The following is a 13,167-nucleotide window of genomic DNA, read 5'->3' on the forward strand; positions in this document are numbered from 1 at the left end:
CTACTTCTCCTGGTATCGGTCGAACGTCGGGTGGCTCGGGGTGAACTGACGGCGCCTCACCTGCATGGTCAGATCGAGCCGGGTCCCGGGCGGCAGGATCACCAGCAGGTGGTTGTCGTGCACGTCGATGCGCCGGGTACTGGTCGTGAGCTCGTCGGCCCGGTAGGCGCGGTTCGGGCCGGGGTAGCCGCTGTCGAGTTGATCCACCACGACATGATCGATGCCGTCCTCGGCGAACGCGCCGGCCTGCACGGCCACACGCCGCTCACGCGTATTGCTCAGGTTGACCAACTGGACGCCGACTCGGGCCTCGTCGAGGCCCTCGACGAGGGCGGCGACGTCGGCCGGCAGGCCGGGACGGCCGCGGTCGGCGTCCCAGTAGCGCACCCGTGCCTGCTGGAGCCCCCCGTTGTAGGGGGCGGCGGGAGCGCCGGTGGTCAGCTGCACCAGAATCTCGGTCACCACGGGATTGAGCCGCTGCCACCAGTGGATGTCATCGGTGCGGGTGGTCGTCGCATCCTCGCGGACGAGTGCCATCCTGCGGGCGACCTGCCCCAGCGCCATGCCGAGGGCTCGGGCCGGGTAGTCGGGGTTGCGACCGTCGAGGTAGGCGAGCCACGGCGCCTCGTGTCCGGCCTCCTCCTTGTCGCGGAAGGCGTGCACGGTCGTCCAGTCGTAGCCGCATTCGCGCTCCACGCGGTCCAGCCGCTGCCGGTCCTGCGGGTCGCCGGAGCACCACCAGATCCAGGCCGGGAAGGCGATCTGCAGCGGCTGGTGGTCGAACCAGCCGTGCAGGCCGTACCGGTAGGGCACCAGTTGCAGGTCGCTGTCGGCATCAGGCCCGAGGCGCTGGAGCCAGGTCGCGGCCATGCTGGAGTCACCGTCACGAACCGGCCCGCGCGTCGCCTCGGCCAGCACCCGGTCCAGCGGGGCGCGGGCCAGGTCGAACCACGTGTTGTCGCCGGTGACCAGAGCGGCGTTCATGGCAGCGATGACCGCGACCGCGCCGACGCTGTGCAGACCGTGCGGCCAGGTCCAGCCGTACGGGCCGCCGTACCAGCGGCCGTCGTGCAGCTCACCGACCTCCCCGGAGGGTCCCACGTTGTCGGGGATGACGCCGCCCGCGGCGGCGGCCCGGTCCCGCCAGGCCTGCACGTAGTCGACGAGCCAGTCGCGGTACCGGTCCTCGCCCGTGTACAGCCACGCGTTGGCGATCAGCGATGTGGAGGCGAGGTTCACCGCGACGTCGCCGTCGCCGAGCCGCCGGTTCATCGCCTCGCCCATACGCCGCGCGTTGACGGGGTCGGCCAGGTCGTCCCAGGTGTCGATGCCGGGCAGATCCTCCAGGGGCAGGCCGTACGGTTTCATGTTGGTCAGTTCCGCGCCGAACCCCTGCGCCCATGCGTCGTCCACGCCCCGGCGCGGCCCGCCGGCCCCGGTGTGCGGGGCCCGAATGATCCGCTGCGAGCCGTCGACGTTGCCGACGGGCGAGGTGGGCAGGTAGAGGTCGGCGAAGCGCAGCGCCCGCCGGCGGAACGTGTCGTCGGACGGGTCGGCCGCGCAGATCCCGTAGAACATCAGCAGCGACTCGCCCTGGTGGAACCAGTCGTACCCGCGCTCGTACTCGTCGACCAGGAACCCGGCGTCGGAAAGCTGCCGGGTGATCCCGTTCCAGTGCTTCTTGCTGGCGTCGAGCAGGTCGTCCGCCCCGCCGAGCATGTACAGCATCGGCCAGTTGAAGAACGGTTCGTAGAAGTCGTCCGCCCCGTCACGGCCTTTCAGTTCCCCGTCGAAGCGCAGACCGCCGTCGGGGTGGCAGTACCGGTCCTCGAAGACCCGCCATGCCTCGTCCAGCACCGAGAACAGCTGTCGTTGCAGTACGGCCCAGGCCGGCGGTTCGCAGGCCGGTACGGACGCCGTCACGCTCACCATGTGCTTACCCACGGTCACCCCTTCGTCGCGCCGGCGGTGAGGCCACCGACGATCTTGCGTTGCATGATCACGAAGAAGATCAGCACCGGTGCGATGGCCAGGAGCAGCGTCGGGTAGACCACGGACAGGTCGGTGGTGTGCAGACCGATCGCGGAGTACACACCGGTCATCACGGTATACAGGCCCGACGTCGGGCCCAGCACGATCTGCGGGTTCACGAAGTCCGTCCAGACCCCGATGGTGTGCAGGACGATCGCGGTGACCACGACCGGCCGCATCAGCGGGAAGATCACTTGCCAGAAGGTGCGCAGCCGGCCCGCGCCGTCGATCTGCGCCGCCTCGTCGAGCTCCCGGGGGATGGACTTGATGTAGCCCACGAACAGGAACATCGACAGGGGCAGGGTCAGCGTCGCCTCGTACAGGACGAATCCGGGGATCGTGCCCATCAGGCCCGTGAAGCGCAGCACGTAGATCACCGGGATGACCAGGACCTGCCCGGGAATGAACAGCCCGGCCAGGAACACCAGCAGCATCCCCTTGTGCCACGGGCGGGTACCCCGGGCGATGACATAGGCGGCCGGACCGGCCAGCGCCAGGGACAGCGCGTTGACCAGGACCACGAACATCACCGTCACACCGAACGCCTTGATGATGTTGTAGTCCGGTGACGACAGTGCCGCTCGGAGATAGTCCGTGGACAGCGCGCCCGGGTCGGCGGAGAACGGCCGTTGACGGATCGCCGACTCCGGTTTGAACGCGTTGACGATCACGAGGTACAGCGGCGCCAGCATGACCAGTGCGAAGAGACCGAGCATGACCGAGCCGACCCGGCTGCCTGCATTGCGGTTCACAGTTCCACCGCCTTCTCGCTGCGCTGGCGCAGCGCCACGATCACGACGGCGAGCACCGCGATGACGACCATGAGGACGATGCTCTGGGCCGAGGCGTAGCCGATCTTCCCGTTCAGGAACGACTCCGACAGGACCAGGTACGCGTACGTCTGCGTGTGGCCGGCCGGACCACCGTCGGTCATCGCCAGTACCAGGTCGTAGACCCGCAGCAGTTGGACGAGTACGAGGACCACGTTGATCGTCACCGTGGGTGCCAGCATCGGCAGCACGACCTGGCGGAACGTCTGCCAGCGTGAGGCGCCGTCGATGCGCGCCGCCTCCAGGAGCGACTCAGGGATCGTCTGCAGCCCGGCGAGGTAGAGGACCACGTTCACCCCGAACGTCGACCAGATCACCACGAAGACGACCGCTGCGAGCGCCCACTGCGGATCGGACAGGAACGGGATCTTCGAGCGGTGTGCCGCGGTCAGGAGGGTGTTGACCGCTCCTTCGCTGCTCAGTATGGCCGACCACAGGAAACCGATGATGACCGCGCCGAGCACGTGCGGGTAGAAGAACAAGCCCCGCAGCATCGCTTTGACGCGCCCCTGGCCGTTGAGCATGACCGCGAGGCCCAGGCCGAGGACGTTGCAGGCCACGGTGCCGACCACCGCGATCACGAGCGTGACGTATGCCGCGCTCGCCACGTCCGGGTCGTGGAACAGCTGAACGTAGTTGTCCAGGCCGAGGAATTCGGAGTTGTCGGAGAAACCGTCCCAGTCGGTGAGGCTGAGCCGTCCGGCGACCACGACGGGGATGAGGATGAAGGCCACGATCGCCGCCAGTGCGGGGCCGACCATGAAGATGCTGGGCAGACTGCGGGCGGCGCGTGCGCGCAGCGGGCGCGGGGAAGTGTGGTGAGTGTGACGGGGGCGCCCGGGGGCCGGCGGGTTGTCCGACGGTCCAGGAGCGGTAAGCGTCACGTTACTTGGGCGCATTCGCGGCCCACCACTTGTCCATGGCACCCGCCACCTGATCGGCTGTCGTCCCGAGATACATGCTCTGGACCTGGGTGTTGAACTCCGCGGGGAAGCCCGACGGGGAGGAGTTGTCGCCCAGTCCGGGGCCGATCGCCACGGTCTTGCCGCCGGCCTCGTCGAGGAGCTTCGCGATGTCCTTGGTCAGCGGGGAGGCTTCGTAGCTGTACCCGGTACGGAAGTTGCCCTCCGCGCTCAGCGCCTTCGTGATCGCCTTCTTGTCGCTGACCAGGTACTTCACCAGGTCTATTGCCGCGTCCGCGTGCTTGGAGCTCTTGAGCACCGAGTACGGCATGGCCGGGTTGGCCGCCTGTGGCGGCGTGGAGCCGTCGAACGTGGGGACGGGGAACACGCCCGCGTCGATGCCCGGCTTCGCTTCGGCGAGCGAGGCCGCCAGCCAGTTGCCCATCACCATCGTCGCCGACTTGCCGGCCGTGAAGTTGTTGATCATGTCCTGGTACTTGATGCCGTTGGCGTCCTTGGGAACCAGGCCGTCCTTGATCCAGGACTGGTAGACGCCCAGGTACTTGGCGTAGTTGCTGCCGGCGAAGGTCACGGAGCCCTTGTTCCGCTTCGCGTACCACTGCGGCTCGGTGTTCATCACGTTCGGGTTGGCCATCATCAGGGCCTGCGCGCCGGTGGTCCACTCACCACCGGTCTGCAGCGGCGTGTAACCGGCGCCCTTCAGCTTGCGCAGCGCGGCGGTGAACTCGTCGACCGTCTTGGGCGTCCCGGTGACACCGGCCTTGGCGAAGGCAGCCTTGTTGTAGAACACCAGCGACTGGAGCTGGACGCCGGTACCGGCCATCCACACCTTGCCGTCCAGCTTGGACACCTCCGCGAACGGTGCGTCCTTCACCCACTGCTCGTCGGGCAGCGGCTCCATCTGTTCGGCGAGAGCCGTGTTCTGCCCGCCGGCGAGGATGTCGGGCGGGCTGCCCGCGGCCAGCTGCTGCTTCAGCGTGTCCTCGATGCCCCTGCCGGTGGGCGCCTCGATCGTGACCTTCACCCCGGGGTGACTGGCGACGTACCCCGCCACCAGGTCCTCGTAGACCTGCTTGGTCAGCACCGGGGTGATGTTGACCAGCATGCGGATGTTCGTGTCGCCGCCGCCTGCTGCGTCTTTGCCGGTCGAGCAGGCCGTGAGCAGTGCGGCGGATATAGCGATGGCACCCAGCTTGACCAGGCGCCGGTGAGAACCCGAAACCATCGAACGCTCCCTCGATCGCTAATCGCTTATCGATAGCGTGCTCACCATCGAGGACCTGCAGGGCGGCGGTCAAGAGCTGTCAACGGCAGCGTTACCTCTTCGCAACCTGTGGGGCGAGGGGGGCTCAACTTCATTCAGCGGTCTGTGCAAGACCCCTTGACACTCTCTACCGCCGACCCATTACTTATCGCTCAGCGATTATCGATTAGTCGGAGCATCGTGCAACGAGGGCTCGGCCGGGAGGCGCCATGCGCCCAAACCGGGGGCCCGGTTCCAGTAGGCACCTACGAAAGGCACGACATGTCCAGATTCTCTCGACGCGATCTCCTCAGGGCCGCCGGGGCCGGTGCGTCGGCGGCCCTCATCGCCGGGCCGGCCTACGCCGATACCGGTGACCGGCGAGACCGGCCCAAGGACCAGAAGTCCTTCTTCGTGGCAACGAACGGGAACGACTCGAACCGGGGCACGCAGGCCGCGCCTCTCGCGACGCTGGAGAAGGCACGCGATGTTATCCGGACCTGGCGGCAGGGGGCGCCGGGCCGTGCCACGGAACCGGTGACCGTCTTCCTCCGGGGCGGCACATACCGGCGGACGGGAAGCTTCACCCTCGAAGCGCAGGACTCCGGTGCACCGGGCCGGCCGGTCACCTACGCCGCCTACAACGGCGAACAGGTCCGGCTCGTCGGCGGCGTGGACCTGCCCGCTACCGGTTTCGAGCCGGTCAGCGACCAGGCGATACGCAACCGCCTCCCGGCCGGGTCACGCGACATCGTCCGCGAGTTCGACCTGAAGGCGCTCGGGATCACCGACTACGGCCAGATACTCCAGACCGGATACGGCCTGCCGCGCACGGTCACCCCGCCCGAACTGTTCTTCAACAGCAAGGCGATGACCCTCGCCCGTTACCCGAGCACCGGGTTCCTCGCCGTCGGCCAGGTCATCGACCCGGGCGGGAACCCCCGCAGCGTCCTCGGCGACCCCGACAAGATGGCCGCCGAATTTGCCAAGGGGGCCACGTTCAAGTACACCGACCCCCGGCCGTCGACCTGGACCAACACCAGCGACGTGTGGATGCAGGGCTACTGGTTCTACGACTGGGCCGACGGCAACCTTCAGGTCAAGACGATCGACCCGGCAGCGCAGACGATCTCCACCAAGACCGCCAGCATGTACAGCGTCAAGGCAGGACAGCGCTACTACTACTACAACGTCCTCGAGGAACTCGACTCGCCGGGTGAGTGGTACCTCGACCGGGCCACCGGGAAGCTGTACCTGTACCCGCCGAGCGCTCTGTCCGGCGCGACGGTGCTGCTGTCGCTGCTCGCCGACCCGATGGCCGTCCTCAACGGTTGCTCGAACGTGGCGTTCTCGAACCTGATATTCGAGGGTGCGCGAGGCGACGGCATCGTCATCACCGACGGCGTGTCCAACGCCGTCCGGGACTGCACACTGCGGCTCCTGGGCGGTCGCGCGGTCACGATCGGCGACGCGAGTACGGCGGCCGGCCCGCACGGCGGATCGCGGAACAAGGTCCGCGGCTGCCACATCCACGCCACCGGCCGGGGCGGCATCGCCCTCGCCGGTGGTGACCGGCCCACCCTCACCCCGGCACACAACGAGGCGGTCGGCAACGAGATCCACGACTACAGCCGCCTCCAGGCAACGTACAGCCCCGCGGTCGAACTCGCCGGTGTCGGAAACCGCGCCGCCAACAACCACATCTACGACGCGCCACACGTCGCCATCCTCTTCCGCGGCAACGACCACGTGATCGAGTACAACGAGATCAACGATGTGGTGAAGCAGACCAACGACGCCGGCGCCATCTACGCGGGACGGGACTGGACCGGACGCGGCACGGTCATCCGCTACAACTTCCTGCACGACATCGTGGGCAGCGCCGGATCCCTCTACGCCTCGGGCGTCTACCTCGACGACTGCTTCTGCGGAACGACGATGTTCGGCAACATCTTCTACAAGGTCAACATGGGCTTCCTGATCGGCGGCGGCCGGGACAACGTCATCACCAACAACATCATGCTGTCGTGCACTCATTCAGTGATGCTCGACGAACGAGGACTCAACTGGGCGGCGGCGAACGTTGCACCCGGTGGCGCCTGGGGGATGTACAACATGCTGGCCGCCGTTCCCTACCAGGAAGAGCCCTGGCGGTCGCGCTATCCGAACCTCGTGAACATCGCCGACGACCAGCCGGCGTACCCGAAGTACAACGTCGTCGAGTACAACGCGCTCCACAACGTCGCCGCGCTGAGCATCGCCCCGTCCGCGCGCACGTACGGAACCGTCGACCACAACCTGACACTCACTGCCGATCCTGGCGTCGTGACAGTCGTCAACGGGAAACCGACCCTGGGCAACGACGACCAGATCGCCGCTCAGCTCCCCGGCTACCAGCGGATACCCATGAACCGGATCGGGCTCTCCTGACCTGCTGAACACGCAGAGGGCCCGCCCGCCCCGTGCGGAGGATGTGCTGGGCGGGCGGGCCGCTTGCCGTCTGGCTTTACCGGCCGTCGGCCACGGCCCGGGACTCCTACCCGTGAACCAGGCCACAAGGTAAAAGTCACCTCGCTGGTCAGCGTGCTGGAGTACGTGCGTAGTACGGCCGTTCGGTGCCGTTCTCACGGCGTTCCATGGCGTGGCCGGACTCGTCCGCCAGGGCGGGCTCTGACGTGAACCGCACGGCTGGGAGCCACAGGGCAGGAAACCAGCCTGGTCAAAGCTAGGGGATAATTATTAATTAATCTTGACGGTGGCTCGGTTGCCCCGTCAAGCTGTACCAGCCGAGCGAGGGCCCGCCCATCAGGGTCAGGAGGCCAGGCCCCGTTCCGTGGGCGCGCATACGGAGTCCCATGAACACCACAGCACAGAGCCGCCGCACCTTTCTGGTGGGCTCCGCGGCCGTCGGAGCCACCGCACTGATGAGCGGCTGCGTCGCCTCGCCGTCGACGAGCGAGAAGGGGGCCGTCGGCGGTGCGGTCACCCTGCAGTCCAACCCGTCGTACTGGTCAGGCAGTAGCCAACCGCCCGACGGCACCGCCAGCAGAATCGCCGACAGCTTCACCACCCGAGGAGTCGACCCCGCCCCATGAACGGAAACACCCGCTTCGCCGAAAAGGTGGCCGTGGTCACCGGAGCCGCCTCGGGCATCGGCGCGGCCACCGCCGAACGGCTCGCCGCGGAAGGCGCCGCGGTGATCCTCGCCGACATCGCCGCGGACCCCGGCGAGAGCGTCGCCGCCGGCATCCGCGCACAGGGCGGTCGGGCCCTCTTCGTCCGCGCGGACGTTGCGGACGAGGGCGACTGGGAACGGATCGTCTCGGCGGCGCACACCTTCGGCTCCGTCTCCGTCCTGGTGAGCAACGCCTTCACGGTCGATGTCACCCCCGCACACGAGATGACCGTCGCCTCGTGGGAGCGCCAACTCGCGGTGAACCTCACAGGAGCGTTCCTCGGCTTCCGGGCCGTACTGCCCGACCTGCGCGAACGCCGCGGCGCCGCGGTGCTCACCTCCTCGGTCCACGCCCACAAGGGCATCCCCGGACACTCCGCCTACGCGGCGTCCAAGGGGGCACTGCTCTCCCTGTGCGGACAACTTGCGGTGGAGTACGGACCCGAGGTGCGGGTCAACGCCGTACTGCCGGGTCCCATCCTCACCGCGGCATGGGACCGGGTCTCGGAGGAGGACCGCAGAAAGAGTGTCACCGAGACCGCTGCACAGCGTTTCGGAACTCCCCAGGAGGCAGCGGCGGCCATCGCGTTCCTCGCCGCCGACGAGGCGTCCTACATCACCGGATCGAGCCTGCTCGTGGACGGCGGCTGGTCCGTCGTCAAGGCCTCGGCCTGATCGCCGCCGTACCCATCGCACATCAGAAAGGCACACAGACATGACGCCATACGCGCGCCGCGGGGTGCACGGCCAGACCGTGGAGACTCTTGCGCGCCGGGTGCTGAGCGGCGAGATCCCCGAGAGGGCGACACTCGACCTCGTGGCGCTGCAGGGCGAGCTGGACGTCAGCCTGACCGCCCTGCGGGAATCGCTGAAGGTGCTCGCGGCCAAGGGGATGGTCGGCGCCCGCCAGAAGCGCGGAACCTTCGTCAGAGCCCGCTCCGACTGGAACCTCCTGGATGCGGACGTCCTGCGCTGGCAGTTCGCGGGCGGCACCGGATCCGGCACCGACCTCAGGCTGCTGCGTAATCTCGGCGAAGTGCGCGGCATCATCGAGCCGGCCGCCGTCCGGCTGGCCGCCGAACGCCGCACCGGCACCGACCTCGACGCACTCGAAGCGGCCCTCACCGCGATGGGCGAGCAGGAGGGTGGCGCGGCCCACGCGGTCGAGGCGGACCTCGCCTTCCACCGCGCGCTCCTCGCGGCCACCCACAACGAGCTGCTGGAACGCATGGAGATGGTCATCGAGTCCGGCCTCGCGCACCGCGACGAGATCGTGCACAGCTCGCTGTACGGCGAGGACCCCGTACCCAGCCACCGTGCCGTCCTGGACGCCGTACGCGACCAGGACCCGGCCGCCGCCGAACGCGCCATGCGGGCCCTGCTCGACCAGGCCGTACGCGACCTCGACCGGGTGCACGGCAGCCGACCGGCCGCCGACGAGGGGACCGGGGCCCTGTGAAGATCACGCGTATCGAGACCTTTCTCGTACCGCCCCGCTGGCTGTTCTGCCGGATCGAGACCGACGAAGGCGTCGTCGGCTGGGGCGAACCCGTGGTCGAGGGCCGGGCGGAGGCCGTCCGCGCCGCCGTCGACGTCCTCGCCGAATACCTGATCGGCCAGGATCCGCTGCGCATCCAGGACCATTGGCAGGTACTCAGCAAGGGCGGCTTCTACCGGGGCGGCCCGATACTCTCCAGCGCCGTCGCCGGCATCGACCAGGCCCTGTGGGACATCGCGGGGAAGACCTACGGCGCCCCCGTCCACGCCCTGCTCGGCGGCCCGGTCCGCGACGAGGTACGGGTCTACGCCTGGGTCGGCGGCGACGAACCCGCCCAGCTCGCCGAGGAGATCAGCGCCCAGGTCGAGGCCGGGTTCACCGCCGTCAAGATGAACGCGGCGGGCCGTACCTCACCCCTCGCCACCCCCGCCGAGACCGCCGCCGTCGTCGACCGGGTGGCCGCCGCCCGCGAGGTGCTCGGCCCCGGCCGCGATGTCGCCGTCGACATGCACGGCAGGTTCGGGCCGGCCGGCGCCCGCCGGATTCTGCACGCCATCGAGCCCCTGCACCCGCTGTTCGTGGAGGAACCCCTCCTTCCCGAACAGGGGCACCTGCTGCCCTCGCTCGTCGGCGCCACCTCCGTACCCATCGCCACCGGTGAACGGCTCTACGGACGCGCCGAGTTCCTGCCCGCCCTCACGGCCGGCATCGCGGTCGCCCAGCCGGACCTCTCGCACGCCGGTGGCATCTCGGAGGTGCACCGCATCGCCTCGCTCGCCGAGACCTACGGGGCGCAGCTCGCCCCGCACTGTCCCCTCGGCCCCATCGCCCTCGCCGCCAGTCTCCAGGTCGCCTTCTCCACCCCGAACTTCCTCATCCAGGAGCAGAGCCGGGGCATCCACTACAACAAGGACGCCGACCTGCTGTCGTACGTCGTCGACACCGACCCGTTCCGCTTCGACGGCGGGCAGGCCCGGCGAACGGACCTGCCGGGGCTCGGCATCACCGTCGACGAGAACGCCGTACGCGCGGCCGACCGGACAGGACATGCCTGGCGCAACCCGGTGTGGCGGCACGACGACGGCGCCTTCGCCGAGTGGTGAGCACGGTGACCCCCCTCGGCATCGAGACCGACCCGGCCCACGGCGGACGGTGGACGTCCCTGCGTGCGGCCGGCCGCGAATGGCTCTGGCACCGCGACGAGCCACGCCGCCCCGGTGCCGTTCCCGGCGACGCCTTCGCCGACGCCGGTGGACTGGAGGAATGCGTCCCGACCGTACGCGGCACACCCGACCACGGCGCTGCCTGGGCCCGGCCCTGGCAGCGGGCCGGCGGCACCGAGTCCGTCGACTGCGCCGACTTCCGGCTCAGTCGCCGGATTCGCAGCGACGGCGGCCGTGCAGTCGTCGACTACCGGCTCACGGCCGAACCCGGCTACCGCTTCCTGTGGGCCGCCCACGCGCTGCTCGATCTCTCGGAGGAGGCCCGCATCGGGATCAGGGACGGCACGCCGACCCGCTTCTATCCCGACAGCGCCGCCCGGTGGACCCCCTGCTCCTGGCCGTCGCAGCCCGGGCGGACGGAGGGACTCGACCGGCTCGGGCCGGATGACGGGACGGCCGTCGGCGCCATCGTCGACACCTCCCAGGTGTACGTCCACGACGGCGCGGCCACGTTGCGCATGGCCGTCGAGGCCGAAGGCCAGCCGGTGTCCGTAGCGCTCTGGCGCAATCTGGGCGGCTTCCCCGAGCAGGAGCCGTACCGGTCCATCGGGGTCGAGCCCATGCTCGGCCGGGTCTTCGATCTGGCTGCCGCGCAGGACGGGGACGCCGCGTGCGTCCCGCGCAGCGGCGAGGTCCGCTGGCGTCTGACCGTGACCGCGGAAGCAGCGCCAGAAACAGATACAGCAACAGACACAGCAACAGAAACACAGACAGGGAAGGGGACTCGCACGTGGATCTGCTGACCGCGCTGCGCACCCACCGGATCGTCGCCATTGTGCGCGGCGACGACGCGGACGCCGCGCTCAGGACGGTACTGACCCTGGCGGAGGAGCACCTCCCGCTCATCGAGGTCTCTCTCAGCGGAAAAGACGCACTCGACGTCATCCGCCGGGCCCGCGCCGCGCTGGGCCCCGGTGCACCGCTCGGTGCGGGCACCGCCCTCACCGCCGAGGACGCACACGCGGTTCGCGACGCGGGAGCCGGCTTCGTCGTCACCCCTGCCGTCTGCGAGGCCGTCACGGAGGCCGAGCGCCTCGGGCTGCCCGTCCTCGCGGGGGTGATCACCCCCACCGACATCGTCGCCGCACGGCGGCTCGGTGCGGACGCGTTCAAGATCTTTCCCGCGGCGCAGGCCGGTGGCCTCGGATATCTGAGGGCACTGCAGGGCCCGTTCCCGGACGCGCCGTTCGTTCCGGTCGGGGGGGTGGACGCCGACGCGGCCGGGACCTGTCTCGCGCACGGGGCTACCGCGGTGGGTGTCGGCTCGCCGCTGGTCAGCGACGCGGCCGACGGCGGCAGCCTCGAAGCACTCCGCGAGCGGGCGCGCGCCTTCCGCAACGCCGTACGCGCCGCCGCCCCCGCGGACGCCGGCCGATGACCGCCGGCACACCGGCCGTCTGCTGGCAGGACCGGCTCGGGCTCGGTGAAGGAATACGCGCGGTCGACAACGGCATCGTCCTCGTCGACATCCTCACCGGGCGGCTGCTGGCCGGACCCGCGGACCGCTCAGCTCCGCTGACGCAACTCGCCCGGCTGTCCGTGCCCCTGGGCGCGGTCTCCCCCGTCCACGCACGCCCCGGCACCTGGATCGCGGCCGCCGGAACCGGTGTCTGCCTGATCACCGCGCACGGGCGGACCGAGTGGCTCGCGCGCCCCGAGGACGGGGCCGCCACAGCCATGCGGATGAGCGACGCGACCGCCGATCCGTACGGCAGGTTCTGGGCGGGCAGCATGGCCTACGACGCCGAGGACGGTTCGGGCTCCCTCTACCGTGTCGACCACGAGGGCACTGTGATCCGGGTGCTGGACGGCCTCACCGTTCCCAACGGCCCGGCATTCTGTGCGGACGGCACCGTGATGTACCTCGCCGAGAGCGCCAAGGGCATCGTCCGCCGGTACCCGGTCGACCCGGACACCGGGCTGCCGGGTACGCCGGACACTTTCGCCGCCTTCGACCGCGGCAGCCCCGACGGTATGACGGTGGACGCCGAGGGCGCCCTGTGGACTGCGGTCTGGGGCACCGGCACCGTCCACCGCTACCGCGCCGACGGCACCTTGGAGCGGCAGATCCGAATTCCTGCGACGCAGCCCGCCGGGCTGTGCCTCGACGGGGACAGCCTGTACGTCACCAGCGCGCGGCACGGTCTCGCTGCACCCGGACCGCTGGACGGTGCGGTCTTCACCACCCGGGTCGGCGTCCGGGGCCTGCCCACGTGTACCTACCACCTCGGGAGAACCGAGTGA

12 protein-coding genes are annotated in these 13,167 nt (G+C 69.4%); 8 read left to right on the top strand and 4 right to left on the bottom strand.

The window, feature by feature from the left end; genetic code table 11:
* The 4 genes from OG395_RS03895 to OG395_RS03910 all read right to left on the bottom strand — a co-directional run bounded on the left by OG395_RS03895 (position 1) and on the right by OG395_RS03910 (position 5,009).
* Entirely contained in the window at positions 1–1,944 is a 1,944-nt protein-coding gene (locus OG395_RS03895; RefSeq protein WP_327241606.1) for a hypothetical protein, read from the bottom strand.
* Between the two features lie 2 nt (positions 1,945–1,946).
* Positions 1,947–2,783: a carbohydrate ABC transporter permease gene (locus OG395_RS03900; protein WP_327241607.1), complete on the bottom strand. Its 837-nt coding sequence runs from the start codon at positions 2,781–2,783 to the stop codon at positions 1,947–1,949.
* On the bottom strand, positions 2,780–3,622 hold the full coding sequence (locus OG395_RS03905) for a carbohydrate ABC transporter permease (RefSeq protein ID WP_327241608.1): 843 nt from the start codon (positions 3,620–3,622) through the stop codon (positions 2,780–2,782). The genes OG395_RS03900 and OG395_RS03905 overlap by 4 nt, the downstream gene beginning before the upstream one ends.
* A 124-nt stretch (positions 3,623–3,746) precedes the next feature.
* Positions 3,747–5,009, bottom strand: a complete 1,263-nt coding sequence (locus OG395_RS03910) for an ABC transporter substrate-binding protein (protein ID WP_327241609.1) — start codon at positions 5,007–5,009, stop codon at positions 3,747–3,749.
* Positions 5,010–5,309: 300 nt separating this feature from the next.
* Between OG395_RS03910 and OG395_RS03915 the strand changes: the two genes are divergently transcribed.
* From OG395_RS03915 to OG395_RS03950, 8 genes are all read left to right on the top strand, one after another.
* Positions 5,310–7,457: a right-handed parallel beta-helix repeat-containing protein gene (locus tag OG395_RS03915; protein ID WP_327241610.1), complete on the top strand. Its 2,148-nt coding sequence runs from the start codon at positions 5,310–5,312 to the stop codon at positions 7,455–7,457.
* A 425-nt stretch (positions 7,458–7,882) separates the two neighbouring features.
* Positions 7,883–8,122: a twin-arginine translocation signal domain-containing protein gene (locus tag OG395_RS03920; RefSeq protein ID WP_327241611.1), complete on the top strand. Its 240-nt coding sequence runs from the start codon at positions 7,883–7,885 to the stop codon at positions 8,120–8,122.
* On the top strand, positions 8,119–8,877 hold the full coding sequence (locus OG395_RS03925) for an SDR family NAD(P)-dependent oxidoreductase (protein ID WP_327241612.1): 759 nt from the start codon (positions 8,119–8,121) through the stop codon (positions 8,875–8,877). The genes OG395_RS03920 and OG395_RS03925 overlap by 4 nt, the downstream gene beginning before the upstream one ends.
* 40 nt (positions 8,878–8,917) lie before the next feature.
* Positions 8,918–9,661 carry a FadR/GntR family transcriptional regulator gene (locus OG395_RS03930; protein ID WP_327241613.1) on the top strand — a complete coding sequence of 248 codons (744 nt, stop codon included), beginning with the start codon at positions 8,918–8,920 and terminating at the stop codon, positions 9,659–9,661.
* Positions 9,658–10,803, top strand: coding sequence for a galactonate dehydratase (dgoD, locus tag OG395_RS03935; RefSeq protein WP_327241614.1), 1,146 nt, complete (start codon positions 9,658–9,660; stop codon positions 10,801–10,803). Before OG395_RS03930 ends, dgoD begins: the two co-directional genes overlap by 4 nt.
* Positions 10,800–11,666: a hypothetical protein gene (locus OG395_RS03940; RefSeq protein WP_327241615.1), complete on the top strand. Its 867-nt coding sequence runs from the start codon at positions 10,800–10,802 to the stop codon at positions 11,664–11,666. Before dgoD ends, OG395_RS03940 begins: the two co-directional genes overlap by 4 nt.
* The gene (locus tag OG395_RS03945; protein WP_327241616.1) at positions 11,654–12,301 is read left to right on the top strand and encodes a bifunctional 4-hydroxy-2-oxoglutarate aldolase/2-dehydro-3-deoxy-phosphogluconate aldolase; all 648 of its coding nucleotides are present in this window, start codon (positions 11,654–11,656) and stop codon (positions 12,299–12,301) included. The genes OG395_RS03940 and OG395_RS03945 overlap by 13 nt, the downstream gene beginning before the upstream one ends.
* The gene (locus OG395_RS03950) at positions 12,298–13,167 is read left to right on the top strand and encodes an SMP-30/gluconolactonase/LRE family protein (protein WP_327241617.1); all 870 of its coding nucleotides are present in this window, start codon (positions 12,298–12,300) and stop codon (positions 13,165–13,167) included. The genes OG395_RS03945 and OG395_RS03950 overlap by 4 nt, the downstream gene beginning before the upstream one ends.

It is taken from the genome of Streptomyces sp. NBC_01320 (genome assembly GCF_035974375.1).
Classification (GTDB): Bacteria; Actinomycetota; Actinomycetes; order Streptomycetales; family Streptomycetaceae; genus Streptomyces; species Streptomyces yanii.